This window comes from Achromobacter sp. FW305-C-30-7 (assembly GCF_058783105.1).
The window spans coordinates 234,846-260,839 of the sequence record NZ_JBYSYI010000003.1 but is presented as its reverse complement, the minus strand read 5'-3'; the positions used below and the strand labels follow the sequence as shown (position 1 = coordinate 260,839).

Here is a 25,994-nt window from a genome sequence, read left to right as displayed (position 1 = left end):
ACGTCTCAACGGCCGAGAAAGACCGGCTCGCGTTTTTCGGCGAACGCCCGCCGGCCTTCGGCGTAGTCCTCGCTGGCGAAGCAGTCGGCCACCAGGGCATCGATCGCGTCAAGCCGGGCAGGCGCGGGCGGATTCATGGTCGCCAGTATGGCCGCCTTTGCCGCGCGCAGGGAGAGGGGCGCATTGGCGGCAATGCCGCGCACCCGGGCCTGGGTCTGACGGGCGAAATCGTCGTCGGCGTACCGTTCATGGACCAGGCCGCGGCGTTCGGCCTGCTCGGCGTCGAGATTGCGGGCGGTATAGAACAGATCGAACGCGGATGCCGCACCCACCACGTCCACCAGCCGGCGCATGTCGGCATAGGAGTAGCCCAGCCCCAGCCGCGCGGCCGGCATGCGGAAACGGGCGCTGGCGCTGGCATAGCGCAGGTCGCAGGCCAGCGCCAGGCCGATGCCGCCGCCCATGCAGGCGCCCTGTACCAGCGCCACGGTCGGGGCCGCGAATTCGGCCAGCAGCTGTTGCGCGTCCGCCACCGCCTGGTTGTACCTGGCGACCGCGGCCGCGCCATCGCGCGCCTGGTCGAACTCGCTGATGTCGGCGCCGGACACGAAGGCCCGGGTGCCGGCGCCGGTCAGCGCCAGCACCCGGACCCCGGCGCCCTCCAGTTCACGCAGTGCGGCGGCGAGTTGCTGCCACATGGCCAGCGTCATCGCATTGCGCTTTTCCGGATGGCAGACCGTCAGGGTCGCAATCCCTTCCCGGAGGTCCACCTGGATCTGGCCGCCGCTCATACCACCCCCTGGCCATACAGGCGCTCGATGTCGCCCTCGGCATAGCCTATCTCCGCCAGCATCTCGCGGGTGTGCTCGCCCCAGCCGGGGGCAGGCCGAGCGATCTGGGCGGGCGTGCGCGTCAAGGCCACGGGCTGCGAGATCAGGCGGTATTCATGTCCGGTCTCGTCCGCGACCGGCTGCGCCACGCCCAGATGGCGGACCTGCTCGTCCTCGAATACTTGCGGGATGCTGTAGACCGGACCTGCCGGCACGCCGGCGCCGTTCAGCAGCCCGACCCAATGCGCGACGCTTTGCTGGCGGAAGCGCTGCGCCAGCGATTCATTGAGCGCGGCGCGGTTGGCCACGCGCAGCTTCTCGGTCGCATAGCGCGGATCCTCCAGCCATTGCGGCGCGTCCAGGCACTGGCACAGGCGGCGCCAGTTGCCTTCGCCCGACGCGCCCAGGTTGAAGGCGCCATCGCTGGCTTCGAACAGGCCCATCGGGCTGCTGGTCGGATGATCGTTGCCCGCCTGCACCGGCGTGTCGCCGTCGTTCAGGTAGCGCGCCGCCTGGAAATCCATGAGCGCGATCTGCGTGTGCAGCAGGGAACTGTGGACCCACTGGCCGACGCCGGATTGTTCCCGTTCCAGCAAGGCCAGCAGGACGCCGACCGCGGCGTAGATGCCGGTGCCGCAATCGGCGACCGCCAGCCCGGCGCGCAGCGGACCGCCACCGGCAAAGCCCGTGACCGACATGAGGCCGCCCATGCCCTGGATGATCTGGTCAAAGCCTGGCCGATCCGCGTAGGGACCGTCCTGGCCAAAGCCGGAAATGCTGGCCAGGATGATGCGGGGATTGATGGCGCGCAGCGCCTCGTAGTCCACCCCAAGGCGCGCCTTGACGTCGGGACGCCAGTTCTCCACCACCACATCGGCCGTGGCCACCAGCTGCTTGAACACGGCCAGGCCTTCGGGCTTCTTCAGGTTCAGCGTCATCGACCGCTTGTTGCGGTTCAGGTTCTGGAAGTCGCCGCCGGTGCGGTCGGCGGCGAACATGGCTTCGTTGGGATCGATTCCGGCCGGCGGCTCGATGCGGATCACGTCCGCACCGAAATCGGCCAGGATGCGCACGCAGGTCGGGCCGGCGCGCACGCGCGAAAGGTCCAGCACGCGAAAACGCGCAAGGGTGGGGGAGGCATTGATTCTGGCCATGATGAGTCCGTGGATTAGTGTTGCAGGATGGCGGAAAAGGGCAGGGCGAACTGGTGCGCGAAGGCCAGCAGCAGGGCGTCGCTGCCAGGCGCGCCGACCGCTTGCACGCAGACGGGGCGGCCCAGCGCGTCGATGCCGACGGGCAGGACCAGCGCGGGCAGGCCCAGATAGTTGAGGTAGGCGTGGTGGCGATGCAGCGCCGCGAGCGCGCGCGGCTCGAAAGCAGGGCTGCTGGTGGTGACCGCCGAGCAGTCCGGCACCCCTTGCGGCAGGCAGGGCGTGAGCAGCAGGTCCGCATCGGCGAGATACGTGGCGACGAACGCGGCGCGCGACGACGCGATTTGCGACAGAGCATGCCGATACCAGATCGCCGGCATGGCCCAACCAGGCAGCGCGATGGCCTGGGTGGCGGGCGCCAGCGACGCCAATTCGCGGCGCACGCTGCCGGCGAGTGTGGCGGCAGCCTCCGCGTGCAGCACGATCTGCGCCAGGCGGTTGAGGCGGTCCAGATCGGGCCCCGCTTGGGCATCGATCCGCGCCGAATCCCGCAATCGCTGTTCGAAGCACGCCATCGCCGCGCCCACGTCGGCGCGCGCGCCGGCGGTCGCGAGCGTGGACGCCACCCGCCAGCGCCGGGGCCTGGAAAGTTCCTGTTCGATACCCGCCGCATCCGTGGGCAGCCCCGGCGCGACCGTCGCCGATGGCAGCAACGCGGCATAGACGCAGGCGGCGTCCAGCGCGTCTCGGCCGATCACCCCCACCGTGTCCAGCGTCGGCGCCAAGGCCGCCACGCCGTCCGCCGGGATCACGCCTTGGGTCGGCTTGAGCCCCACCAGGCCGCAGGTAGCCGCCGGCATCCGCACCGAGCCGGCCGTGTCGGTGCCGAGCGAGGCGGGCACCAGGCCGGCCGCCACCGCCACCGCACAGCCGCTGGAAGAGCCGCCCACCGCGGCGGCGGGATCAAGCGGATTGACCAGGGCCGGGCCATGCGGATTCTCGGCCGTGGCCCCGCAGGCGTGCTCGGCCATCGCCAGGGCGCCGAGATTGAGCGCGCCCTGATCCTGCAAGCGCCGCAGTACGGTCGCCATCGGTCCCGGCGCATCGTCGCGCAACGGCCGGCCACGGCCAGGCGCATGCGCGCCGGTCTCGAATGCATCCTTGTGCGCGAGCCCCACACCTTCCAGCAGACCGCCGGACCGGCCGGCAGGCGGGCAGGGCTGATAGATGCGCGTGGCGCAGTGCAGCTCAGCGGCGCTGCGCTCGAACGTGGCGGCCTGCGCCGAAACCAGCTCGGCGCGCTCGCCCGGCGTGGCCTGGCCATAGCGCCTGCGCATGTCGCCGATGGAAAGATGAGCGCGGAGGTCAGGCATCCTCATCCCCGCAATTCGCGATATCCGCCTCGATAACGGAGAGGCGCAGCAAGCCGCGCGCGACCGCCGCTTGGGTTTCGGCGGGCACCGTCAGGCCATGGGTACTGCACACCAGGGCCACCCAGGCCTGCCACGCCTGCTTGGACGAGTCTTCCATGCTCATTACCTCCTGCCGCACTTTGCTCGGTAAAATAAAAGTCTAGTCTCATAAATATATTTATATAAGTCAAGAAAATACTATGCTGTGGATGACTTTTCTTTATCCCCTGACCGGAGTCCGCCATGAAAGCCGCTGAGCGCATCCGCCTGTCCGTCGAAGAGTCGATCCGCGACGGCAGCCTGTTGCCGGGAGATCCCGTCGACGAACAGATGCTGATGCAGACCTACGACGTCTCGCGCACGCCGGTGCGCGAGGCGCTGCTGCAACTGCAGGCGCAGGGGCTGGTGGCCAGCCTGCCGCGCGGCGGCATGGTGGTGGCCAAGATGGATGTGGCTCAGCTGATGGCCATGTGGGAGCTATTGGCCGAACTGGAGGGAATCGGCGCGCGCCTGGCTTGCGAACGCATGACGCCCGCGGAACGCGATGAGCTGGCGGTCATCCATGAGCGCGCCGCCGCGGTGGTGCGGCGCGAGGACACCGACGCCTGGCAGGAGCACAACCGGCGGTTTCACGATGCGCTGTACATGGGCGCCCGCAATCCCTATCTACGCCAGGAGATCCTGCGCATGCGCTCGCGCACGGGCGCCTACCGGCTCCACGCCTTCTCGGCCTTCGGCCGCCTTGCGTCGTCGTGGGAGCAGCATGGCCAGCTGCTCGAGGCGATCCAGGCGCAGGACTCGGCCCGCGCGGCCGCGGTCATGACGCTGCACATGAGCCCCGGGCAAGGGTCGATCAGCTTTGCTTCCTTTGTTGCCGCATTGCCCAAGAACCTGCTGGCGTGACGATCCGGCGTTGGGGCAGGACTCGTCCCGCGCACGGACAATGCGGGTAAATCCTCATTATTGTATTTTTTCAAAATGGCAAAATATATTTATAGCAGCCGAAAACATCTGCTCGCGTGACCTTGCCCCGGTATCGGCGGGCTAGGGCGCACTCCTGATCCGCTCCACCGAGGAACCCGCTATGGATGCTGTTTCACCGCAACCCCTCTCCGCGCCGCCACAAGACGCCGCGTCGGCCGCCGCCGATCCAGGCCTGATGCACCGCAAGGTCGCCTGGCGACTCATCCCCTTCCTGATATTCCTGTTCCTGCTGGCATGGATCGACCGCGTCAATGTCGGCTTCGCCAAGTTGCAGATGCTGCAGGACCTGCGCTTCAGCGAGGCCGTGTACGGCCTGGGGGCGGGCATCTTCTTTATCGGCTACTTCATCTTCGAGGTGCCCAGCAACCTGCTGCTGCAGCGCATCGGCGCGCGCAAGACCCTGGCCCGCATCACCATAATGTGGGGCCTGACGTCGATGGCGATGGCATTCGTCACCACGCCGACTTCCTTCTACGTCTTGCGTTTTCTGCTCGGCGCCTTCGAAGCCGGCTTTTTCCCCGGGGTGATGCTCTATCTGACGTACTGGATTCCCGCCAGCCGGCGAGGGCGCATCAATGGCTGGTTCATGACGTCGTTCGGGCTGGCCGGCATCGTGGGCGGGCCGATAGCCGGTCTCATCATGAGCGGCATGGACGGCGTGGCCCCGCTGCGCAACTGGCAATGGCTGTTCGTGCTGGAAGGCATTCCGTCCGTAATCGCCGGGATGGTGGTGCTGGCGTATCTGCCGGACCGCCCCCAGCAGGCGCGCTGGCTCAGCGCGGCGGAAAAGGCCGCGCTCACGGCTGAACTGGACAGCGAGCGCCTGGATCCCGCCAAGCACGCCAGCTTCGCTCAGGCCTTGCGTCTGCCAGCGTTGTGGCTGTGTACCGCCGCCTACTTCTGCATCGTCGGCGGCAACGCGACGCTGGCGTTCTGGATGCCCTCGATCGTGCGCGAACTGGGAGTGCAAGGCACCCTGAACATCGGGTTGCTGTCGGCCATTCCCTTCATCCTGGGCACCGCCGCGATGGTGATCAACGGCATGCATTCCGATTCCACCCGCGAACGCCGGCTGCATTGCGCGGGCGCCACCCTGGTCGGCGCGCTGGGCCTGTCCTTGACCGGCGCCTATATCGGCAGTCCGGTATTGGCGATGGCCTCCTTGAGCATCGCCGCCATCGGCGTGCTGGGCGCCTTCCCGGTGTTCTGGGCCATCCCGGCGGCATTCCTGACCGGCACTGCCGCGGCCGGCGGCATCGCCTTCATCAATTCGGTGGGCAACCTGGCGGGCTTCGCCACGCCTTTCATGATGGGCTGGCTCAAGGAATGGACGGGCGGCGTCGCCGCCGGGCTGTACGTTGTGGCCGGCATGCAGCTCGTCGCCACGGCGGTCGTCGCGCTGACGATGCGCAGGCTGGCGGTCTAGGCCGGCACGGCTCCAGGCGGAATGACTCAGACGAGCCCGCCGGAGTATTGTTCATGGACAGCCGCCATGGCGGGAGCACATCATGCACGACAACCCCACACTCGAGCCCGGCACCTCCCAGCTCGGCAACTTGCTGCAATTCCTGGCCTGGATCGCCGAGCGGCCGCGCACCTATGCGCAGACCATGGACGCCTGGCGCAGTTCGTGCCCGTGTCTGTCGGCCTGGGAAGACGCAACCGCCAATGGGCTGGTCGACATGTCCCGGGACCGGGAAGAAGCGCATACCGAACCGGTCGTCATCCTGACGCAGAAAGGACGGACGCTGCTGGCGTCGGCCAGCGGCTCTACCCGTTCCTGATGTGCGGGGCGGCGGCGCCTCCAGGGGCCTAACTTTCGCTTACACCTAAGCCCGGACCCAATGTAACGATGTGGTTTTTTTTGCGGATTTCGTCGAAAAAAACCACTGATTCGTCGAAAAAAAGTTGCACGCAGCGCGCACCCTGCGGATTCTAGTGGCGAAACTTTGCCAGTTACTACTGAGCGCGCCCCCGGGCATCCGGGCGGCCTTCGCGCTCAGGCCAACAGAATCCGCGAATCGATGAAGCCCATCTCTTTCTCCGTGCGCAACCCCGGCCTGCCTTTCCCTCTGCTGCGGCAGAACACCCTGCGATTGGCCGTGGTGTCGGCGCTGGGCGCCTGCGCCTGGGGCGCGACGGGCAGCGCGCAGGCCGGCTACGCCTGTGCCGGCGGCCCTTCGCTGAATGTGTCGTCGGGAAACTACCCAAGCGCCCAGGCCATCTGCGAAGGCGATAGCGGGGTGGACCACAACGACGAGAAGGACGGCCAGAATGGGCCTGATGTGTCCGTCACCTCATCGGGCAATTACAACGCCGACGCGAATCAGACCCGGCTGAACCCGCTGGGCGTGGTCACGGCCCTATCGCGCGGCGGCGACGGCGTGGACGAAGGCACCGCGGGTGACGGCGGCAACGTCACCGTGTCCAGCAGCGGCGACGTCGCGCTCAACGGCACGGCGCTCAGCAACTTCAACAGCCTGATCATGGCGGTATCGTCCGGCGGGATCGGCGACCCTGCCAACGACAACAACGACTCGAACGGCGGCCACGGGGGCCTGGGCCAGACCGTCACCGTGACCAACTCCGGCAACCTGACGATGTCGGGTTCCTTGCCCACGCCGCGCCAGGGCCTGTACGGCATCAATGCCCGCGCCTTGGGCGGGGCGGGCGGCGACCAGAACGACCCGACGCTGGAATACGGCGAGCAGGTGGGCGGCAATGGCGGCAACGCCAGCACGGTCACGGTCAGCAATACCGGCGCCATCAACCTGGGCAGCAGCGCGGCGCGCCTGCGCACCTATGGCAACGGCGCCGCCATCTACGCGAATTCCGTGGGCGGCATGGGCGGCTACAACAACGGCAATGCCGGCACGGGCGGCACGGTGCAGGTGACGCACCAGGGCCAGGCCTACAGCTACTGGCAGGTCTACGACAGCGCCACGGTCTTTGGCATCTACGCGCAGAGCATCGGCGGCGACGGCACGGCCTCGACCGACAATAGCGACAACGGCGGCAACGGCGGCGGCACCTCGGACAGCTGGACCCAGAAGGTGACGGTGGACGTCAATGGCTCGGTGCTGCTGGATGTGGCCGGTTCGGCCGCTGGCGCTACCATCGAAGGCGCGGGCGTCGCTGCCCGCGCCATAGGCGGCAAAGGCGGCATGGGTCCCGACAAGGACCACTCGGGCGGCAATGGCGGCGCGGGCGGAAGCGTCGCCATCAATCTCTATCAGGGCGCCAGCGTCGCCACCCGCGGCGACAATCTGCCTGGCCTGGCGGCGCAAAGCCTGGGCGGGCAGGGCGGCGACGGCAGCGACAGCACCGCGCTGGCCGGGCAGGGCGGCGGCGGCGGGTTTGGCGGCAACGCCAGCGCGGTTAACGTCGTAGCCGCGAGCGGCAGCGCCATCAGTACCACGGGCAGTTTTGCGACCGGCATCGTGGCGCAATCGATCGGCGGTGGCGGCGGCACCGGCAGCGACTTCGTCTCGGTGTTGGGCGGCCAGGGCGGCAACGGCGGCAATGGCGGCAACGCCGGCACGGTGACCGCCACGACCGGCGGAACCATCACGACCAGCGGCGACCACGCCTATGGCGTGTTGGCCCAGTCCATCGCCGGCAGCGGCGGCGCGGGTGGCGCGGACACGGCCGAACTGGTTTCGCTGGGCGGGGATGGCGCGGGCGGTGGCGCGGCCAGCCAGGTCACCCTGAACAACACGGGCTCCATCGCCACGTCGGGCTACAACTCGCACGGCATGATCGGCCAGTCCATCGGCGGCGGCGGCGGGGCCTCCGGCAGCGCCACTGGCCTGCTCAGCGTGGGCGGCAGTTCGGCCGGGGCCACCGGTTCATCCGGCAGCACGGTGGTGCTCGGCAACACCGGCTCCATCACGACGGCCGGCAACGCCGCCATCGGCATGGTGGCCCAGTCCATCGGCGGCGGCGGCGGCAGCGGCGGCGACAGCATCGGCGTGCTGGGCGTGGGCGGCGGCGGCGCCGGGGGCGGCGCGGGCGGCAACGTGATCATCCAGGATCTGGGTTCTATCCAGACGGCCGGCCAATTCGGTGCAGGCGTGCTGGCCCAGTCGGTGGGCGGGGGCGGCGGCAACGGCGGCGACACCTTCACCGCATCGGTCGGCGTGTCGGTGGCAATCGGCGGCAGCGCCAGCGGCGGCGGCGACGGCGGCTCGGTCTGCATGAGCAATCAGGGCGGCTGCGATGGCACGTTGACGTATTCGACGTCGAACATCGCCACTCACGGCAACTATGCGCCGGGCATCATCGCGCAGAGCGTTGGCGGCGGCGGCGGCACGGGTGGCAGCGTCAAGAACGCCAGCGTGGCCTCGTTCGCCGCGCTGCAACTGGGCGGCAGCGGCGGCGGCGGGGGCAAGGCCGCCGAGGTCAAGGTGGGCTACAGCAACCTCAACATCAGCACCGGCGGCGCCCACTCGGCCGGCATCCTGGCCCAATCGATAGGCGGAGGCGGCGGCAATGGCGGTGACGCCAGCTACTACGACGTCACCGTGGGCTTCAACGCGGCCGTGGTGCTGGGCGGCAGCGGCGGCTCGGGCGGCACCGGCTATTCCTCCATCGTGAACCTCAGCAGCTCCCATGTCGCCACGGGCATGGACTACGCCAGCCCGGGCATCGACCCGGACACCTACGCGCCCAACGACTCGTTCGGCATCCTGGCGCAGACCATAGGAGGCGGCGGCGGCAACGGCGGCAGCTCCAGCGCCAGCGATCTGGTGCTGGCGGTGCCCACCGGCGAGGGCGCGTCGCTGGCGTTCAACTTCGAAGCGGCGGTAGGCGGCAGCGGCGGGGCGGGCAGCGACGCCTGCCCGGCCGGAGATGCCGCCTGCGTCACGCAGGTCAACCTCAGCAACGGCTCCACGGTCGTCACGCTGGGCGACGGCTCCCACGCGGTGATGGCGCAGTCGGTAGGCGGAGGCGGCGGCAACGGCGGCGATTCATCCGTGCTGTCCACGGTGCTGGGCGATGAAACCACGATCTCGCTGTCCGCCGGCATGACCTTGGGCGGCTCCGGCTCCGGCGGCGGCAACGGCGGCGCGGTCAGCGTGGGCCTGGGCGACGCCAACGGCGCCTATGCCGGCTTGCCCCCATCGCTGTTGACGCCGCCGGGCGTACGCATGCCGCCGGCGTCCACCATCGTGACCTATGGCGATTACGCCAATGGCGTGCTGGCGCAATCCATAGGCGGAGGCGGCGGTAATGGCGGGGTGGGCAGCAGCAACGCCTACACGCATGGCGGCCCCACCAACGTCAAGCTCACCCTGGCCCTGGGCGGCACGGGCGGAGCGGGCGGCACCGGCGGCAAGGTGGACGTGACGCTGAACCCCAACTACACCATCCGCACGCTGGGCTCGGGTTCGCGCGGCATCGTGGCGCAATCCATCGGCGGCGGCGGCGGGGCCTCGCAGGGCGGCACGCTGAACGTGGCCGGCAGCGCGGAAGATCGGCCGTCCGCCCGCTTGCAGGTGGGCCTGGGCGCCACCGGGGGCTCGGGCGCCACGGGCGGCGACATCAATGCAACCTTGCAAGGCGCGATCCGCACCGAAGGCGGCGACGCCGATGGCGTCCTGCTGCAATCCATCGGCGGCGGTGGCGGCCTGGGCGGATCGTTGGGCGCCGACGCCTCGTCCTATCCCATCCTGGACCGGATCGGCAACCACAGCGACAACAAGGAACGGCTCGACGACGAAAACAGCACCTACCAATTCGGCGTGGACGTGGGCGGTACCGGCGGCACGGGCGGCCATGGCGGCAATGTCAGCGTTAACTACGCGGGCAAGATCGCCACCGCCGGCGACTGGGCCGACGGCCTGGTTGCCCAATCGATAGGCGGAGGCGGCGGGGTAGGCGGATCGTCCAGCGCCTCGGGCAGCAAGATCAAGGCCAACGCCATCATCGGCGTGGGCGGCAGCGGCGGCGCCGGCGGCGACGGCGGCAACCTGAGCGTCTCCTTCGACGACGACCATGGCAACAGCATTTCCACTGCAGGCTACAGCGCCTATGGCGTGCTGCTGCAATCCATAGGCGGAGGCGGCGGGCAGGGCGGCGACGGCTCGGACCAGGCACAGGGCACCATCACCGTCGGCGCCTCGTTCGGCGGCACCGGCGGCGTGGCCGGCAACGGCGGCAGCATCCTGACCTCCGGCGGGGGCGGATGGCTGAACGTCCAGACCTCGGGCGACGACGCGCCAGCCCTGGCGATGCAGTCGGTCGGCGGCGGCGGCGGCACGGCCGGCGCCGGCAACAGCAGTTCCAAGCTGCAGCAGAACAGCCATTCCATGAGCGTCTCGGTGGGCGGCAGCGGCGGCTTGGCCGGTTCGGGCGGCGCCATCGACGTCGCCACCGGCATCGCCGCCACCACGCAAGGCGCGCGCGCCTATGGCGTGCTGGCGCAATCGATCGGCGGCGGCGGCGGCCTGGGCGGCGCGGGCGACGCCAGCAACCTGACCGGCGTGTCGCTGGGCGGGCGCGGCGGCGCGGCCGGCGACGGCGGGGCCGTGACCTTGACCTTGAATGCCGGCGGCCACATCAGCACCAGCGGCGCGGGCTCGCATGGCGTGATCGCGCAGTCCATCGGCGGCGGCGGAGGTATCGCGGGCGACATCAGCAAGGGGCTGCAACTGGGCTCGGGCGCTTGGACCCCGGGCAGCGGCCAGACGGGCGGCAGCGGCAGCGGCGGCACGCTCAACCTCAATGTCGCCAGTAACATCACGACCCAAGGCGACTACGCCTACGGCGTGATCGCCCAATCCATCGGCGGCGGGGGCGGGCTGGGCGGCAACGCCGCCGGCGGTTTCGCGGGCAGCACGGCGGGAGCTGGCAGCACGGGTTCGGGCGGGAACGTCACGGTGACGCAGAGCGGCAGCATCGCCGCCACCGGCGCCGGCGCCACCGGCATCTTTGCACAAAGCGCGGGGCCGCAGGGCTCGGGGCAGGTCGCGGTCACCGTCAACGGTGCCGTCAGCGGCGGCAGCGGCGCGGGCGCCTATGGCGTCTGGATCGTGGGAGACAAGCAGAACACGCTGACCGTGGGCACGGCGGGCACGATCACGGCCGGCTCCGGCGGCAGCGCGGTGCGCTATGACGGCGCGTCCTTGCAGCAAGCAAAGACCGCAAGCTTCCTCGCCAGCCCCTCCGGCGCCAACCTCGCCATCAACAATGCAGGGACCGTCCTGGGCAACATCGAATGCGGCGGCGGCGCGGGCGGCATCGCCTGCAATGTCTGGAACGCTGCCACCGGCACCCTGAGCGACGCCACGCTCTATCAGGCCAACATCGACAACGCCGGCCTGGTGGCCATCGGCCGGTCCGGCGCGTTCGACAACCTGACGGTGGCGGGAAACTTCAATCTGCAAGCCGGCGGCATCCTGCAGGCGGACGTGGACTTCGCCAACCTCAAATCCCCGCGCATGGTGGTGCAGGGAGACACGCGGTTGAACGGCCAGGTAAATGTGCAGCCGATCACGCTGCTGCCCGATTATGAAGTCACCGTGGCGACGCTGCAAGGCGACGTCCAGGGCAGCCCCGCGGCCAAAGACAGCCCGGTGATCGACTACGACGCCAGGCTGGACGGCCAGGACGTGCGCGTGCGCGCGGTGCAGGCCGACTTCGCCGCGCCGTCCATGCAGCTGGCGGCCAACCAGCGCTCGGTGGCGCGGCATATGCAGGGCGCCTGGAACCTGGGCGGCAATGCCGCCATGGCGTCCTTGTTCGCGGCGCTGGACATGGCCTCCCGGGAAGGCGCCGACACCTATTCGAACCGGCTGTCCGACCTGTCGGCGGGCGTCACCGTGGCGCCCGCCGCGCAGATGCAGGCCAGCATGGCGCGCTTTACCGGCGCCATGATGTCGTGCCCGGCGTTCCAGGGCGGCGACGCGCTGACCGGCGAGCAGGATTGCCTCTGGGGCCAGGTGTCCGGCATCAATACCAACCAGGATGGCGACGGCGGGGTCTCCGGCTTTTCGTTCGATGGCGTCACCTACCAGTTCGGCGGCCAGCGCCAGGTAAAGCCGGGCTGGTTCCTGGGCGGCTCCGTCGCCTATCAAAACAGCCATCTGAGCGGGGACGACGGACGGGTCAGCGGCAAGGGCGACAGCGGCTACGCCGGCGTGGTGCTCAAGCGCGAAACCGGACCCTGGACCTTGTCCGCGGCCCTGGGCGGCGGCTATGGCCAGTACGACATCGACCGCAGTATCCGCATCCCCGGCATGCAGAGCACGGCCAACTCGGACCTGGACGTCTATGGCGCGGCCTTGCGTCTGCGCATCGCCCGCACCTATGCCGCCGAACACGTTTATCTGAAACCCTATGTGGACCTGGACGCGTCCTACACCCACATGCCCGGCTACAGCGAATCCCGCAACGCCCTGCATCTGGACGTGGAAAGCAGCAACCAGTTCGTCATGGCCCTGTCGCCGACGCTGGAGTTGGGCGGCAAAGTGGCGCTGAAGAACGGCGCCACCATGCGCCCCTACATGTATGGCGGCGTGTCCTTCCTGTCCAAGGACGAATACACGGTCAAAGCGCGCTTGCAGGGCGCGCCGGCCGGCTCGGGCGCCTTCGAGACCTCGGTGCCCATGGACGACGTCATCGGCCGCATCGGCGCGGGCCTGCAGGTGTCGAACGCGGGCGGCATCGATTTCCGGCTGCAGTACGACGGCGACTTTTCGTCGCACATACAGAGCCACCGCGGCACCTTGAAGGTGGTGGTGCCGTTCTGAAGGCATAAGGCGGCAGACTTCAAGAAGCTTGAGCGCTCGCTGCCGCCAGTTCGATACTGCGAACGGTTCTTGGTATCATTTACCCCGATTGGCCGCCGGCGCTATCGCCCGGCAGGCCGCCGTTCCGTGTCATCGCGCTGCCTATCGGGGCGTTCGAGCATGTCCAACCCCCTACAGCCGCTACAGCTACTCTGCGAAAACCACTACGAATGGCTCTGCCAATGGTGGCGGCATCGCCTCGGCCATGGCGATGAGGCATCCGACTTCGCGCACGACACTTTTCTACGCGTGCTGCGCAATCCCGAGGAAGTCCGCACGCTGCGCCAGCCCAGGGCCTATCTGACGACCATCGCCCGGGGGCTGCTCAACGATCACTGGCGCCGCCGCTCGCTGGAACGCGCCTGGCTCGAGGCCATGGCCGCGCTGCCACCGGAATTGGAGGCTACGCCCGAGATGCTGCTGGGCGTGCAGCAGGCGCTGCAACAGCTGGACCGCATGCTCGGTAACCTTGCGCCGCAGGCGCGCGAGGTGTTCGTCCTGTCACAGCTGGAAGGTCTCACCTACGTCGAGATCGCCGCGCGCACCGGCCTGAGCGACCGTACGGTAAAGCGCTACATGGCCCAAGGCTTCGAAATCTGCCTGACCATGCTGGACTCCTGACAAATGGACGCGACAGGATCCAAGCCGATCGATGCCTCGGTCATTCGGGAAGCCGCCCGCTGGCTGGTGCGCCTGCACTCCGGCGAGGCAGGGCCGGCCGATCATGCAGCCTTTGAACGCTGGCGCCATGGCAATCCCGAACGCGAGCTTGCCTGGCAGCGGGCGCAGCGCCTGATGCAGCAATTCGACGCCGTGCCGGCCTCGGTAGGCGTGCCGCTCTTGACGCGTGCGCCGCAAGTCAGCCGGCGCACGGTGCTGCGCACCCTGGCAGCGCTGGGGCTGACGCTGCCGCCCGCCGCCTTGCTGGCCTATCGCATGAATACGCAGCCGGCGGGCGCCTATCACACGGCGGTGGGCGAAAGCCAGGATCTGCACCTGGCCGACGGCAGCCAGGTTCACCTGAATACCGACACGGCCATGGACGTGCGCTATTCCGACGAAACACGCCTGCTGCAGTTGCGCGGCGGCGAGGTCTATGTGCGCACGGCCGCCGACCCGTCGGGCAGGGCGCGGCCCTTTATCGTGGAGACGCCCCAGGGCCGCTTGCGCGCCTTGGGTACCCGCTTTGTGGTGCGGCAACTGGATGACGGCGACGCCCTGACCGAACTGGCCGTACTGGAGCACCGCGTCGCCGTGAACCTCAGGAACGGCAGTCCGGAACGGATCTTCAACGCCGGCGAGTCGGTCCGCTTCACCTCCGATGCCTTCCTGCCCAGCGCGCCCGCCGGATCGGAGTCGCCCGGATGGACGCGCGGCGTCATCGAAGCCGACAACATGCGACTGGACATGCTGCTGGCCGAGGTATCGCGCTACCGGCGCGGCATGGTGCGTTGCGATCCGGCGGTGGGCAGCCTGCGGGTGTCCGGTGTGTTCCGCCTGCAAGACACCGACGCGCTACTCGCCGTTGTGGCCAAGACGCTGGACCTGCGCGTCGTGGCGCGCACGTCCTACTGGGTCACGCTGACGCGCTGACGCGTCGCCAGTCCGTCCAGGTTTCACTTATTTACAACTTTGCCGCATCGTGGTTGTCCCTTTCCCCCGGCCTCATCCGGCATACCGCGCATTGATGACCTGTAGGGATGTGACCAAGTGGCAGTCGAAGACCAAACCCAAACCCGCGTCCTGCGGCTAGCCGGATTGACGCTGAGCCTGGCGGCCGCGTTCGCCGCGGCGCCGCCCGCGGCAGCCCAAAGCGCGGCTCCGTCCGCAATGCATGACTATCGCATCCCGGCAGGTCCCTTGGACCAGGCGCTTTCCGCCTTCGCCAAGGCGGGCGGCATCACGCTTTCCTTCCGGCCCGAGGACACGGGGGGGCTGCGGACCCAGGGCCTGGATGGCAGCTACGGCGTGGAGTCCGGGTTGGCCCAACTGCTGTCCGGCACCGGCCTGGTGGCGGTGGAGCAGGGCGGCCAGGGGTACGTGGTGCGCGCGCCGGCTCCCGCCGCCAAGGCCATACCAGCAGGCAACGCCAACACGCTGGAGTCGATCCAGGTCAGCGGCGACTGGCTGGGCACCGGCCTGGAAAACAGCGTGCAGACCTTCGGCGGCGCCCGCACGCTGGTCAAGCGCGACGAAATTCAGAACAGCGGCGCCACCAGCGTGGCCGACGTGCTGCGCCGCGTGCCCGGCGTGCAGATCAGCGGCAGCACCAGCGCCAGCGGCAGTTCGGTAGGCCTGCATGTCGGCATCCGCGGCCTGAACCCGCGCAATTCATTTCGCACCACCATGCTGCTGGACGGCATCCCCATGGCCATGGCCCCTTACGGCCAGCCGAACCTGGTGATGTCGCCGACCAGCCTGGGCAATATCGAGGCCATCGACGTGGTGCGCGGCGGCGGGGCGGTGCGCTATGGCCCGCAGAACGTGGGCGGCGTGATCAACTTCAAGACCCGCTCGATTCCGACTACCCCCGGACTCACCGCCGAGGCTTCCGCCCGCTACAACATCTTCAGCCAGGGCGGCACCAATACCCAGTACACCGGCTTCATGGGCACGCAGTTCGAAAACGGCCTGGGCGTGGCGCTGATGTACTCCGGCATGGACGGCGAACAATGGCGCGATGCCAGCCACGACCGCTACAACGACGTGGCGCTGAAGTGGCGCTATGAGCTGACGCCGACCTCGGAAATCTACGGCAAGTTCGCGCATTACGACGTCAAGTCCATGACGCCCGGCGGCCTGACCGTGGCGCAGTACCGCGATGATCCGTTCCAGAACACCCATCCCACCGACTACTGGAAAGGCCAGCGCGACCAGGTCGACATCGGCTACCTGAACTCCATCTCGGACACTCAGGAGTTCGAGGCCCGCATCTATCACTACGACAGCTCGCGCCAGAGTTCGCTGATCAACACCACGGCGGGACGCAACGACTACCAGCCGCGCAACAACCAGGTGCTGGGCATAGAGCCACGCTACACGCAGCGCCTGGAATGGGGCCCGACCACGCACGACGTGACCATCGGCTATCGCTACATCCACGAAAGCGGCCAGGATCGGCGCTATTCGGAATCCCTGGCCACCGGCCAGCGCGTCGGCGTCGCCCAGGTTTTCGACAACAAGACCGAAGCGCACTCCATCTACCTGGACGACCGCATCGCCTTCGGCAAATGGCGCGTGACGCCCGGCGTGCGCTATGAACACATCCGCACCAACCGCCAGCCCAGCGGCACCGTCAACGACACACCGTTCGACCTGCGCAACAGCCGCGGCCTGCCGTCGCTGAACGTGGCCTATCTGGTCGACGACGCGCTGACGCTCTATACCAACTACAACACCTCGTTCGGCGCGGTGCAGTACACCCAGCTGAACTCGATGTCGGCGTCCAACCCGCTCAGCCCCGAAGTCGCCAAGACCATCGAAGCGGGCCTGCGCTACTCGGGCGAACAGACCCACACCGAATTCACGGTCTTCGACCTGCGCTTCGACAACCAGATCCTGTCGATCCCCGGCACCAATCCGGCCGTGTTCCGCAATCTGGGCGCCACCACCCACAACGGCGTCGAATTCGCCATCGACTACGACTTCGACAAGTCCGGACCGCTCGCCGGCCTGAATCTCTACGCCAACTACACCTACGTGCGCGCCATCCAGAAATCCGGCGAGTTCGAAGGCAACGACGTGCCGTTCTATTCGCGCCAGACCGGCACGCTGGGCGGCCGCTACACCCGCAACAACTGGACCTTCAACCTCTACACCACCGCGCAGAGCGGCCAGTATTCGGACACGGCCAACACCGAAGACGAGAGCGCCGACGCGAGCGAAGGCCGGGTGCCGGGCTTCAGCGTCTGGAACACGCAGCTGAGCTACAAACTGCCGCAATGGAAGGGCAGCGAACTGGCCGTCGGCGTAAACAATCTGTTTGACCGCCGCTACTACACCCGCAACGTCGACACCAACGGCGGCCGCATGGTCGGCGCGCCGCGCATGGTCTACCTGCAGGCGCGCCTGGCGTACTGATGCCCAAGCGCATCTGGCTGCTATGCCATCGCTGGGTGGCGCTGAGCCTGGGCGGGATCCTGATCCTCTCCGGGTTCAGCGGCGCCTTTCTGGTGGCTGCCCGGCCGCTGGACAAACTGCTGCATCCGGAATTGTTCCGGGCCGAAAGCGCAGGCGTCGGCCAGCCGGCATCGTTCGAATTCTTGCGCCGCAATCTGGCCGCCGGGTTCGGGCCGCAAGCCTCCTTCACCTTCCGTCCGCCGCGCGATCCGGGCGAAACCATGCAGGTCAGGGTGAGGGCGGCTGGCGCCTGGGACGGCACGGTCTATCTGGATCCGACCAGCGGCCGGGAGCAAGGGCAGAAGGGGGGAGGACGAGGGCATCGTCGCCCTGGTCTATAAGCTGCACAGCGCCCTGATGCTGGAACAGACCGGCAAAGCCATACTGGCCTGGACGGCGCTGGCCTATCTGGTGCTGATGGTGTCCGGGCTGGTCGTATGGTGGCCGCGCAAATGGCCGCCGTCCTTGCGCATGGCGTTCGATAAGGGCACGTTGCGCGCCTTGTTCGACCTGCACCGCAACGGCGGCGCCATCCTGGCGCTGGCGCTGGGCGTCTGCATAGCCAGCGGCGCCTACATGGCCTGGCGTCCGATAGGCGGCTGGATCACGCTGGCCAGCGGCCAGACGCCGGTCGTGGCGCCCAAGCTGCCGGCGCGGCCCGCAGGCGCCATCCAGCCTCAGTCCCTGGACGAACTGGCCGCCGCCGCCCAGGCGGCATTTCCGGACGGCTCGATAGGCTATTTTCTTTACACCCCGCGCACCGACCGGCCCTTGGCCATCCGAATGAGCGTGCCGGACGATCCGCATCCCAACGGACGGTCCACCGTCTGGCTGGACCCGCGCGACGGCAAGGTGCTGGCGGCGCAGCGCTGGAACGAACTCGATCCGGGCGCGCGGATCAATTCCGTGCTTTATCCGCTGCACACGGGCGAGTTGGGCGGCGTTGCGGGCGAAACCGTCGTGGCATTGCTGGGCCTGGGCCTGGGCACATTGGGCATCAGCGGGGTCTGGCTCTGGTGGCGCAGGAGGTCGTTGAGATTGCATGGCCCGCGAATACGCCCATCCCACCGTGCATGACCATAAGTCCCGGGCGCGCCTCACCCATGGGCGGCCAGCACCGCCGCCAGGCCAGCCTGCAGATCCTTGACGAAATCCTCGGGCGCTTCCAGCGACGGGAAATGCCCGCCGATGTCGGGCGTGCGCCACCGGACGATCCGCCGATACCGCTGCTGCGCCCAGGGACGCGGACATTTTTCGATGTCGCGGGGGTAGATGCTGATGGCCGACGGCACATCGACCCGCAACTCGGGGTCCAGCGAGTCGTGGCTTTCGTAATAGATACGCGCCGACGACGCGCCGGTCCGCGTCAGCCAATACAGGGTGACGTTGTCCAGGATGCGGTCCCGCGAAATCCGCTCGAACGGGCTGTCTACGTTATCCGTCCACTCCGCGAATTTATCCAGGATCCAGGCCAGTTGCCCGACCGGCGAGTCGACCAGCGCATATCCTATCGTTTGCGGCCGGGTCGCCTGCTGTTTCGCGTAGGCGGCCCGGTAGCGCCAGAAGTCGCGGGTGTCCTCGGCCCATTTGCGTTCAGCGGCCGTCAGCCCGTCCAACGGCAACCCTGGCGGGGCCTGCGCGAGCGTGGTGTGGATGCCCATGACCCGCGCCGGAAACCTGCCGCCCAGGATCGCGGTGATCACGCCTCCCCAATCGCCGCCGTGGGCCAGGAACTTGTCATAGCCCAACCGTTCCATCAGTTCCACCCAGGCGGTTGCGATCCTCTCGGTTCCCCAACCCGTCGCTGCCGGTTTGTCGCTATAGCCGAATCCCGGCAGCGACGGCGCCACCACATGGAACGCCGGCGCGCCGGCGTCCTTCGGATTTGCCAGCTCGTCCACGATATCGACGAATTCAACGATGCTGCCCGGCCAACCATGCGTCAGCAGCAGAGGAGTGGCGTCCGCGCGCCGCGACCGGCGGTGCAGGAAGTGGATACCCAGGCCATCAATCACGGCGCGGAACTGCCCGATCCGGTTCAGGCGCGCCTCGAACGAGCGCCAATCGTACGCGGTGCGCCAGTAGTCCACTACGCTGATGAGGTCGGACAGCGGAACGCCTTGCGCCCAGCGGCGGGCGCCGGGCGCCGCGCCCTTAACGGTTTCGGCCTCCGGCAAGCGCGCCGCGGCCAGTCGAGCCCGCAGATCGTCGAGATCCGCATCGGTGGTGCGGGCCTGAAATACGTGTACGTCGTTGTTTGAAGCAGGCATGCGATCTCCTGGTCATCGTGGTTTGAAGTACGAGCCATTGCGAACCGGCTTAGATGGTTCTAACATACCGCCAATTTCACGGTCAACCGGCTTGGGGGATCTCATGCGCGCCGATTTTCCTGAATTCCGCCTCGGCAGCGTGCTGGCGACGTGCTTCACCGGAACCTTGACGGAGCGTCAAGGCGATTCCGTGGAGCGTATTCCCACACCGCGCCGGTTCCTGGATTGGCTGGCGCTGAACGGCCTGGCCGTGAAATCCTGCACCAACGCCCAGCTCGAGCTGGCCTGGGAACTGAGGGAAGCAATCCACGCCGCGGCGAGCGCGTCCGCGTCGGGAGACCCGCTGCCTGCGTCCGCCGTCAAAGTCATCAATGCCCGCAGCGTCGAGAGCAAGGCCGCGGCAACCCTGTCATCCGAAGGCAGGCGGCAGTGGTGGCTGGGCCCGGCGGCCCGCGTGGAAGACGCCCTGGGCGTCATCGCCGCCGACGCCATCAGCGTCGTCGCAGGCGAACGAGACGGAAAGCTGGCTTTGTGCGCATCGACTAGCTGCCAGGCCGCGTTTTTTGACACCAGCCAGAGCCGCACGCGGCGGTGGTGTGACATGAACACCTGCGGGAATCGCCAGAAGAAGGCCCGCTTCCAGGCCAGCAAGAGCAAAAAGAACAGTCCGACGGGATCCAGAGAGTAGGGCAGAGAGCCACTGTATCTATCGCTGTGGCCTGTCGGACTGCTGCTAGTGCATTCTGAAGTTCACTGAACCAGCGGGAAACATGGAAGCACAAGTTCCGCAATCAGACCCCCGCCTGCCCGGGGCTTCAGATTCAGCGTCCCTCCGAATCGCTCGGCAATGGCATGCACGATCGAGATACCAAGACCAGCACCGTCGTTGCGGCTTCGGCCTTGGTCTCCGCGCCAGAAGCGGCGCCCAATTTTGGCTACTTGATCCTCACTGAGTCCTGGCCCGCGGTCGGTCACGATGACGCGGCATTGTCGGGTCGGGGACTCGAAGTGCGCCGCGACTTCGACAGTCATGTTTTCGGGGGAATAGCGGATTGCATTGTCTACAAGGTTGCGGACGGCAGCCTCCAGCATCCCGCGGGGAATCGAGCTGCCGCTATCGGACCCATGGATGGAAAGCGCCAAGCGCGCCTGTGCCTCGACCGTTGTTGCATTGATGACGCTGGAGATGACTTCCTGGATGGATGCGCACCTGTCTTCCGGGTTGATCGATGCCTCGGCACGAGCAAGAACCATCATTTGGTCCAGGGTGCGCCGCAGGCGCTTTACGCCTTCTTCGGCGCTACAAAGTGAAGACGCGGCTTCTTCGCCTTCAGTCAGCCTGGCCACTTGCAGGTGAGTGTCGATCACGGTCAGTGGGGTACGCAATTCATGCGCTGCCGCATCCGTAAATGCCCGCTGGCTTGAGAGTGCCTGGGCCAGCCGTCCCAACAGTCCGTTCATCGCATCCAGGACCGGACGAAGCTCCGTTGGCGGCCTCGCGACGGCAATAGGCGTGGTGTCGTCCGTCTCCTTGGCCCGCAACTGCATGCGCAAGGCTTGCAGCGGCGCAAGGCCTTGCCCAATACCGATCCAGAGAGCAGCCAGTCCGCCAAGAAGCGCGATCAGGAATGGCACGCCTGCCGCAAACAGCAACTCATTGATCAGCGAGTTCCTTTGATCGACACGATCCGCTGTCGTTATCTGGTAGCTGTCGTCACGAAGCACATAGATCCGCCATTCCTGCCCCGCTATCATGCGCGTGCTGTAACCGCCAGGCAGGCTTTCGAAGTCCGAGGCCGGACTGCCGCTGGTGCGCGCCAAAACTTCGCCGCGAAGCGCGCGAATCTCGCAAGCGATTCCTTCGCTGCCATTGACACGAACCGCTTGCGCGAAATCCGTCGGCTTGGCGTTGGGATCTATGGCCGAGCCTGCAAGCAGGCCAGAGACCATGCGAGCCGACATGGCCAGCCGGCCGTCGAGTGTACGAGCAACGTCGGCACGCACACCCAGCATCATCCAGGCGGCTGCCGCCGCCCATAAAACCATCAGAGAAATTCCTGCGATCAGGACCGCGCGCAGACGCAAGCTCATGCGTTGATTCTCCAACCCAGCCTGTATCCCAATCCACGCGAAGTCTCAATCACTTCAGCTCCAAGCTTGCGGCGCAGGTTGTGAATATGGACATTGAGCGCGTTGCTGCTTACTTCTTCGCCCAACCCGTACAGGCGTTCACTGAGCAGATCAGGAGCAATCCATCTCGCATCGGCAGTGGCCAGATGAGCCAGCAGATCCACCTCGCGACGCGATAGCGAGATGGCTTGGCCTTCCAGCCAGGCAAGCCCGCTTTCAGGTTCCAGACGCAACGGTCCCGCCGCAATGATCTGGGCTGCGCGCCCCTGTGTGCGTCTGACCAGCGCATGCAATCGCGCTGCCAATTCCCGCAGATCAAACGGCTTGGTCATGTAGTCGTCGGCGCCCTGGTGCAGGCCCGCTATCCTGTGCTCTATGGCATCCCGAGCGGACAGTATCAGCACGGGCAAACACGGTTCTATCGCGCGCACAACGGAGAGCAACTCCATGCCGTCACGGTCGGGAAGCCCCAGGTCGAGCACCAGGGCATTGAAGGAGTTCCCGGTTTGGGCGGCTTCAGCTTCCACTGCCGTGCAAACGTGCTGCACCATGATGCCGTGCGCGCGCAAGCCAGCCACAATTCCCTTGCCGATCAGTTCGTCGTCTTCTACCAGCAATACCCGCATTTGCATCCCAATCCGCTGCAGCCAAGGATCCATATGTTAGGCCAGAAATTGTTGGCCCAGGCAGGTCGGCTCCCGGATTTCCAAGCTCTCCGCGCCTGCGTTCCCTTCTTTAGTTTCAGTTAATCGACCTCCTCCATCATCGCTGGATATGCTCCCTTTCACCGCCGCATGAGGGTGGTTGGGGGCCGACTATTGCCCGGAGGAATCAGGTTGTTTGTATATCGGCGAGTACTGGCCATTGTCTTTCTGTGTTTGCTCGCCATTGGCAGTGCGTGGGCGAGTACCGGACTGTTTTCCTGGAAGGAGGAAGCCGAATTCCTGGATCCGGTCGATGTATTCAAACTGGCGCAAGTGCAGCAGCAGGGGAGGGAACTGGCGGCGCAAGGGCGCATTGCCGATAACTACTATGTTTATCGTCACTCGTTGAAGCTGGTTTCCGGGCAGGGCGAGGAGGTCCGCCTGGATCTTCCTCCAGGCACGCCAAAGAATGATGAGTTCTTTGGCGATACGGAAATCTATCTCGGAGATGCGCTGCGCCTGCGTTTTCCTGCATCCGTGACAGGTCCGTTGACGCTGCATTGGCAAGGGTGTGCGGAAGGAGGCATCTGTTATCCGCCGCAGACCATGGCCGTGAATTTGCCCGTGACGGCGGCAGGAGCCTCTGCAGCCGCTGCCGTTCCTGCTGTCCCACCTCCGGCAAGCGCCCGTCCACGGGAGGCGGGCGCAGGCGGCGGCGCCAACGTCGCCGAGGACCAGGCTGCGGCACAACGTCTTGCGACGCTGGGGCCGGTCGCAGGCACCTTGCTGTTCTTCGGCTTCGGGCTGCTGCTGGCTTTCACGCCTTGCACCTTACCGATGATTCCTATCATTTCCAGCATGGTCGTCGGCAATCAGGCCAAGCCGCGACGCGCCTTCATCACGTCCCTGTTCTATGTCTTGGCCATGGCCGGCACCTATGCTGCCGTGGGTGTCGCGGCAGGCTTGGCAGGCGCCAATCTCCAGGCGACCCTGCAATCGCCCTGGCTGCTGGGAGCGTTTGCGGCCTTGTTCCTGATTCTCGCCAGTTCCTTGTTCGGAATGTTCGAGCTGCGCTTGCCGTCCGCGTTGTTGAACCGACTCGGATCCGCCAACCAGGGACGTTCTGGCGGCAGCGTGGTCGGCGCTGCGGCGCTGGGTTTCTTGTCAGCATTGCTGGTCGGCCCCTGCATGACCGCGCCCTTGGCGGGAGCGCTGCTCTATATCAGTCAGACGGGCAGCGCGCTGTATGGCGGCCTGGCGCTGTTTTCCCTGGGCCTGGGCATGGGTCTGCCGCTGTTGGCGATCGCTGTCTGCGGCGCCCGCATACTGCCCAAGCCCGGGGCCTGGATGGATAGCGTACGCGTCGCCTTCGGCTACGTCATGGTCGGAATGGCGGTGATGATGCTCGACCGCTTCCTGCCAGCTACCGTAAGCCTGGTGCTGTGGGGGGCTTGGATACTATCTATCGCCATCGGCCTGCTGGCCTGGGCGCAAGCGCTGGCGCAAAGACTGCGTCTGATGTGGACCTTGCGCACACTGGGAGCCATTGCCGGCCTATGGTCCATCTTCATGCTCGTGGGCGCCGCGTCGGGAGGCGAGTCGGCGTCGCAGCCGTTGGCGCATCTGCGCGCCGCGTCTTCGGCAGCCGCGTCAGCGACCGCCAAACCGGCCTACGTCGAGGCCAAGTCTGTCGAGGACGTCGATAAGCGCCTGGCGCAAGCGGCTGCGCAGGGCCAATGGACCTTGATCGATTTCTACGCCGACTGGTGCATCAGTTGCCACGTGATCGAGCGCAATGTGTTTGGCGACCCGGCCGTGGCGCAGCGGCTGGCGCGCATGCAGGTACTGCGGCCGGACGTGACGCGCAACGACGCCACCGATCAGGCCCTGCTCAAGCACTGGGGCGTCATGGGACCGCCCACGCTTATCCTGGTGGGGCCTGACGGCACGGAACGCAGGGACCTGCGTGTGGTGGGTGAGGTCAGCGCGGCTGATTTCCTGGGGCATCTGAACCAGGCGGGCACGCCATGATAGGTATCGGTCCGTTCTCCATTCAGAGCATTGGTGTCGTCGCGGCTGTACTGCTTTCCTGGCTGGTGACCCGCGTACTGGCCAAGCGCTTGCCGGAAGCCTCTCATCGGCTTGCCGGCGCCGTACTGCTCGACGCAGTTTTTTGGGGCGTCGTGGCAGCCCGCCTGGGATACATCGCCTTCTGGTGGGAAGACTATTTCGCGGCGCCCATGTCGATGATTGCAATCGGCGATGGTGGATATTACTGGTGGGTTGGGGTGCCGGCGACGATTGCGTTCGTCTGGTGGCGAACCCGGTCCATGTCTGTGCCGCGCCGCCCCATTTACGTCGGTGTACTAGCCGGAGTTGTGGCCTGGTTCGCTGGTAGCGGAGCGTTTTCATTGCTGCTTGAAGCGCCACGCCTGCCGGACCTTCAGTTGGCAACACTGGATGGAAAACCAATCGCGCTGAGATCGTACGAAGGGCGCCCGTTGGTCGTCAATCTTTGGGCGAGCTGGTGTCCGCCTTGCCGCCGCGAGATGCCGGTCTTGGAACAAGCGCAGTCTGAATTTCCGGGTGTCGGCATCGTCCTGCTCAACCAGGGTGAGAGCGCGCAACTGGCGCGTGATTTTCTTCACAACGAGGGCCTGGCATTGAGCAATGTGCTGCTCGACCCCGCGTCCTCATCCATGCAGGCGATGAATTCGCGGGGCCTGCCCACGACCCTGTTCTTTGACGCGGAGGGACGATTGGTGGATTCGCATCTGGGCGAGATCACCATGGCCAGCTTTAAGGACAAGATTTCGCGCCGCTTCAATCTTGCTTCAGGCGCCTCTCAAGATTTACCAAGATAAGGAATGATCATGTTCGCAGTACGCAAGAATTTATCCTCCATCGCAGCTATCGCCCTCATGCTGGTGGCTGGCCAGAGTCAGGCGGGGAAGGGGACCCGGCCGCCAGTCGTCCAGGCACTGGAGGCGCAAGGTCTCATGGTGATGCAGGAATTCGATGTGGGCGGCGGCTTGCGCGCCTTCGCAGGCACTGCAGGCGATCGCCCCGTTGCCGTCTACGTCACCAGCGACGGCAACGCCATCGTCGGTACGCGTCTGGACGCCAAAGGCACGCCGATCGACAGATTGACGCTGCGGGACCTGGTTGAGAAACCGATGGGCGAGAAGACGTGGGTTCAATTGGAGTCCGCTGCCTGGGTGCAGGACGGAAAACCCGACGCGCCCCGCATCATCTATGCCTTCTCCGATGCAAATTGTCCTTATTGCCACCAATTCTGGGAAGCCGCGCGTCCCTGGGTGGACGCAGGCAAAGTCCAGCTTCGCCATCTGCTCGTCGGCGTGATCCGGGCAGACAGTCCAGCCAAGGCTGCGGCGATCCTTGGCGCGCCCGATCCATCGGCTGCGTTGGCGGAGAACGAACACAAGTTTGACCAGGGTGGCATCAAGCCCGCCGATAGCGTCCCCGACGATGTACTCCGGATCCTAGAAGACAATCATATGCTGATGATATCGGCTGGTTTCCGCGGCACGCCTGGCATCGTGGTCCGGGAGGGCGACGGCTCGGTCAAGAAGTTCAACGGCATGCCCCAGGGTGCGCAATTGGCCGAAGTACTAGGGCCGCGCTGAACAGCACGGCCGATC

At 66.7% G+C, this 25,994-nt stretch carries 20 protein-coding genes; 13 read left to right on the top strand and 7 right to left on the bottom strand.

Annotated elements, in window-relative coordinates:
* Positions 1-5: 5 nt before the first annotated feature.
* The 4 genes from AC3WOB_RS11885 to AC3WOB_RS11870 are packed head-to-tail and all read right to left on the bottom strand — an operon-like array spanning position 6 to position 3,517.
* Entirely contained in the window at positions 6-791 is a 786-nt protein-coding gene (locus tag AC3WOB_RS11885) for an enoyl-CoA hydratase (RefSeq protein ID WP_492275128.1), read from the bottom strand.
* Entirely contained in the window at positions 788-1,984 is a 1,197-nt protein-coding gene (locus tag AC3WOB_RS11880; RefSeq protein WP_492275127.1) for a CaiB/BaiF CoA transferase family protein, read from the bottom strand. Before AC3WOB_RS11880 ends, AC3WOB_RS11885 begins: the two co-directional genes overlap by 4 nt.
* 14 nt (positions 1,985-1,998) lie before the next feature.
* Positions 1,999-3,354 (bottom strand): amidase, encoded by a 1,356-nt coding sequence (locus AC3WOB_RS11875; protein ID WP_492275126.1) that lies wholly within the window; start codon positions 3,352-3,354, stop codon positions 1,999-2,001.
* Positions 3,347-3,517, bottom strand: coding sequence for a hypothetical protein (locus AC3WOB_RS11870; protein ID WP_492275125.1), 171 nt, complete (start codon positions 3,515-3,517; stop codon positions 3,347-3,349). Before AC3WOB_RS11870 ends, AC3WOB_RS11875 begins: the two co-directional genes overlap by 8 nt.
* 119 nt (positions 3,518-3,636) lie before the next feature.
* Between AC3WOB_RS11870 and AC3WOB_RS11865 the strand changes: the two genes are divergently transcribed.
* The 9 genes from AC3WOB_RS11865 to AC3WOB_RS11825 all read left to right on the top strand — a co-directional run bounded on the left by AC3WOB_RS11865 (position 3,637) and on the right by AC3WOB_RS11825 (position 18,365).
* A complete protein-coding gene (locus tag AC3WOB_RS11865; RefSeq protein ID WP_013393798.1) occupies positions 3,637-4,296 on the top strand; it encodes a GntR family transcriptional regulator in 660 nt (219 codons plus the stop codon).
* A 181-nt stretch (positions 4,297-4,477) separates the two neighbouring features.
* A complete protein-coding gene (locus AC3WOB_RS11860) occupies positions 4,478-5,803 on the top strand; it encodes an MFS transporter (RefSeq protein WP_013393797.1) in 1,326 nt (441 codons plus the stop codon).
* Between the two features lie 82 nt (positions 5,804-5,885).
* On the top strand, positions 5,886-6,161 hold the full coding sequence (locus AC3WOB_RS11855) for a hypothetical protein (protein WP_492275124.1): 276 nt from the start codon (positions 5,886-5,888) through the stop codon (positions 6,159-6,161).
* 240 nt (positions 6,162-6,401) lie between these two features.
* The gene (locus AC3WOB_RS11850) at positions 6,402-13,130 is read left to right on the top strand and encodes an autotransporter outer membrane beta-barrel domain-containing protein (RefSeq protein WP_492275123.1); all 6,729 of its coding nucleotides are present in this window, start codon (positions 6,402-6,404) and stop codon (positions 13,128-13,130) included.
* Between the two features lie 159 nt (positions 13,131-13,289).
* The gene (locus AC3WOB_RS11845; RefSeq protein ID WP_013393794.1) at positions 13,290-13,790 is read left to right on the top strand and encodes a sigma-70 family RNA polymerase sigma factor; all 501 of its coding nucleotides are present in this window, start codon (positions 13,290-13,292) and stop codon (positions 13,788-13,790) included.
* Positions 13,791-13,793: 3 nt separating this feature from the next.
* Positions 13,794-14,762: a FecR domain-containing protein gene (locus AC3WOB_RS11840; RefSeq protein ID WP_492275122.1), complete on the top strand. Its 969-nt coding sequence runs from the start codon at positions 13,794-13,796 to the stop codon at positions 14,760-14,762.
* 237 nt (positions 14,763-14,999) lie between these two features.
* Positions 15,000-17,249 (top strand): TonB-dependent siderophore receptor, encoded by a 2,250-nt coding sequence (locus tag AC3WOB_RS11835; RefSeq protein WP_492275121.1) that lies wholly within the window; start codon positions 15,000-15,002, stop codon positions 17,247-17,249.
* Positions 17,249-17,629, top strand: a complete 381-nt coding sequence (locus tag AC3WOB_RS11830; RefSeq protein WP_492275120.1) for a PepSY domain-containing protein — start codon at positions 17,249-17,251, stop codon at positions 17,627-17,629. Before AC3WOB_RS11835 ends, AC3WOB_RS11830 begins: the two co-directional genes overlap by 1 nt.
* 16 nt (positions 17,630-17,645) lie before the next feature.
* Complete coding sequence (locus AC3WOB_RS11825; RefSeq protein WP_492275119.1) at positions 17,646-18,365, top strand: PepSY-associated TM helix domain-containing protein; 720 nt, start codon at positions 17,646-17,648, stop codon at positions 18,363-18,365.
* A gap of 20 nt (positions 18,366-18,385) precedes the next feature.
* Here AC3WOB_RS11825 and AC3WOB_RS11820 read toward each other — a convergent pair whose 3' ends face one another.
* Entirely contained in the window at positions 18,386-19,558 is a 1,173-nt protein-coding gene (locus tag AC3WOB_RS11820) for an epoxide hydrolase family protein (RefSeq protein ID WP_492275118.1), read from the bottom strand.
* Positions 19,559-19,661: 103 nt separating this feature from the next.
* Here AC3WOB_RS11820 and AC3WOB_RS11815 point away from each other — a divergent pair, with 103 nt between their 5' ends.
* The gene (locus tag AC3WOB_RS11815) at positions 19,662-20,246 is read left to right on the top strand and encodes a CGNR zinc finger domain-containing protein (protein WP_492275117.1); all 585 of its coding nucleotides are present in this window, start codon (positions 19,662-19,664) and stop codon (positions 20,244-20,246) included.
* 62 nt (positions 20,247-20,308) lie between these two features.
* Here AC3WOB_RS11815 and AC3WOB_RS11810 read toward each other — a convergent pair whose 3' ends face one another.
* Positions 20,309-21,649: an ATP-binding protein gene (locus AC3WOB_RS11810; protein ID WP_492275116.1), complete on the bottom strand. Its 1,341-nt coding sequence runs from the start codon at positions 21,647-21,649 to the stop codon at positions 20,309-20,311.
* Entirely contained in the window at positions 21,646-22,314 is a 669-nt protein-coding gene (locus AC3WOB_RS11805; protein WP_013393787.1) for a response regulator, read from the bottom strand. Before AC3WOB_RS11805 ends, AC3WOB_RS11810 begins: the two co-directional genes overlap by 4 nt.
* 168 nt (positions 22,315-22,482) lie before the next feature.
* On the opposite strand from AC3WOB_RS11805, the gene dsbD reads away from it, so the two are divergent.
* Genes dsbD through dsbG form a run of 3 tightly spaced genes read left to right on the top strand, consistent with a single transcriptional unit; the run spans position 22,483 to position 25,979 of the window.
* Positions 22,483-24,363, top strand: coding sequence for a protein-disulfide reductase DsbD (gene dsbD, locus AC3WOB_RS11800; protein WP_049797798.1), 1,881 nt, complete (start codon positions 22,483-22,485; stop codon positions 24,361-24,363).
* On the top strand, positions 24,360-25,196 hold the full coding sequence (locus AC3WOB_RS11795) for a prolipoprotein diacylglyceryl transferase family protein (protein WP_492275115.1): 837 nt from the start codon (positions 24,360-24,362) through the stop codon (positions 25,194-25,196). The genes dsbD and AC3WOB_RS11795 overlap by 4 nt, the downstream gene beginning before the upstream one ends.
* Positions 25,197-25,205: 9 nt before the next feature.
* Positions 25,206-25,979 (top strand): thiol:disulfide interchange protein DsbG, encoded by a 774-nt coding sequence (gene dsbG / locus AC3WOB_RS11790; RefSeq protein ID WP_492275114.1) that lies wholly within the window; start codon positions 25,206-25,208, stop codon positions 25,977-25,979.
* The last annotated feature ends 15 nt before the right edge of the window (positions 25,980-25,994 follow it).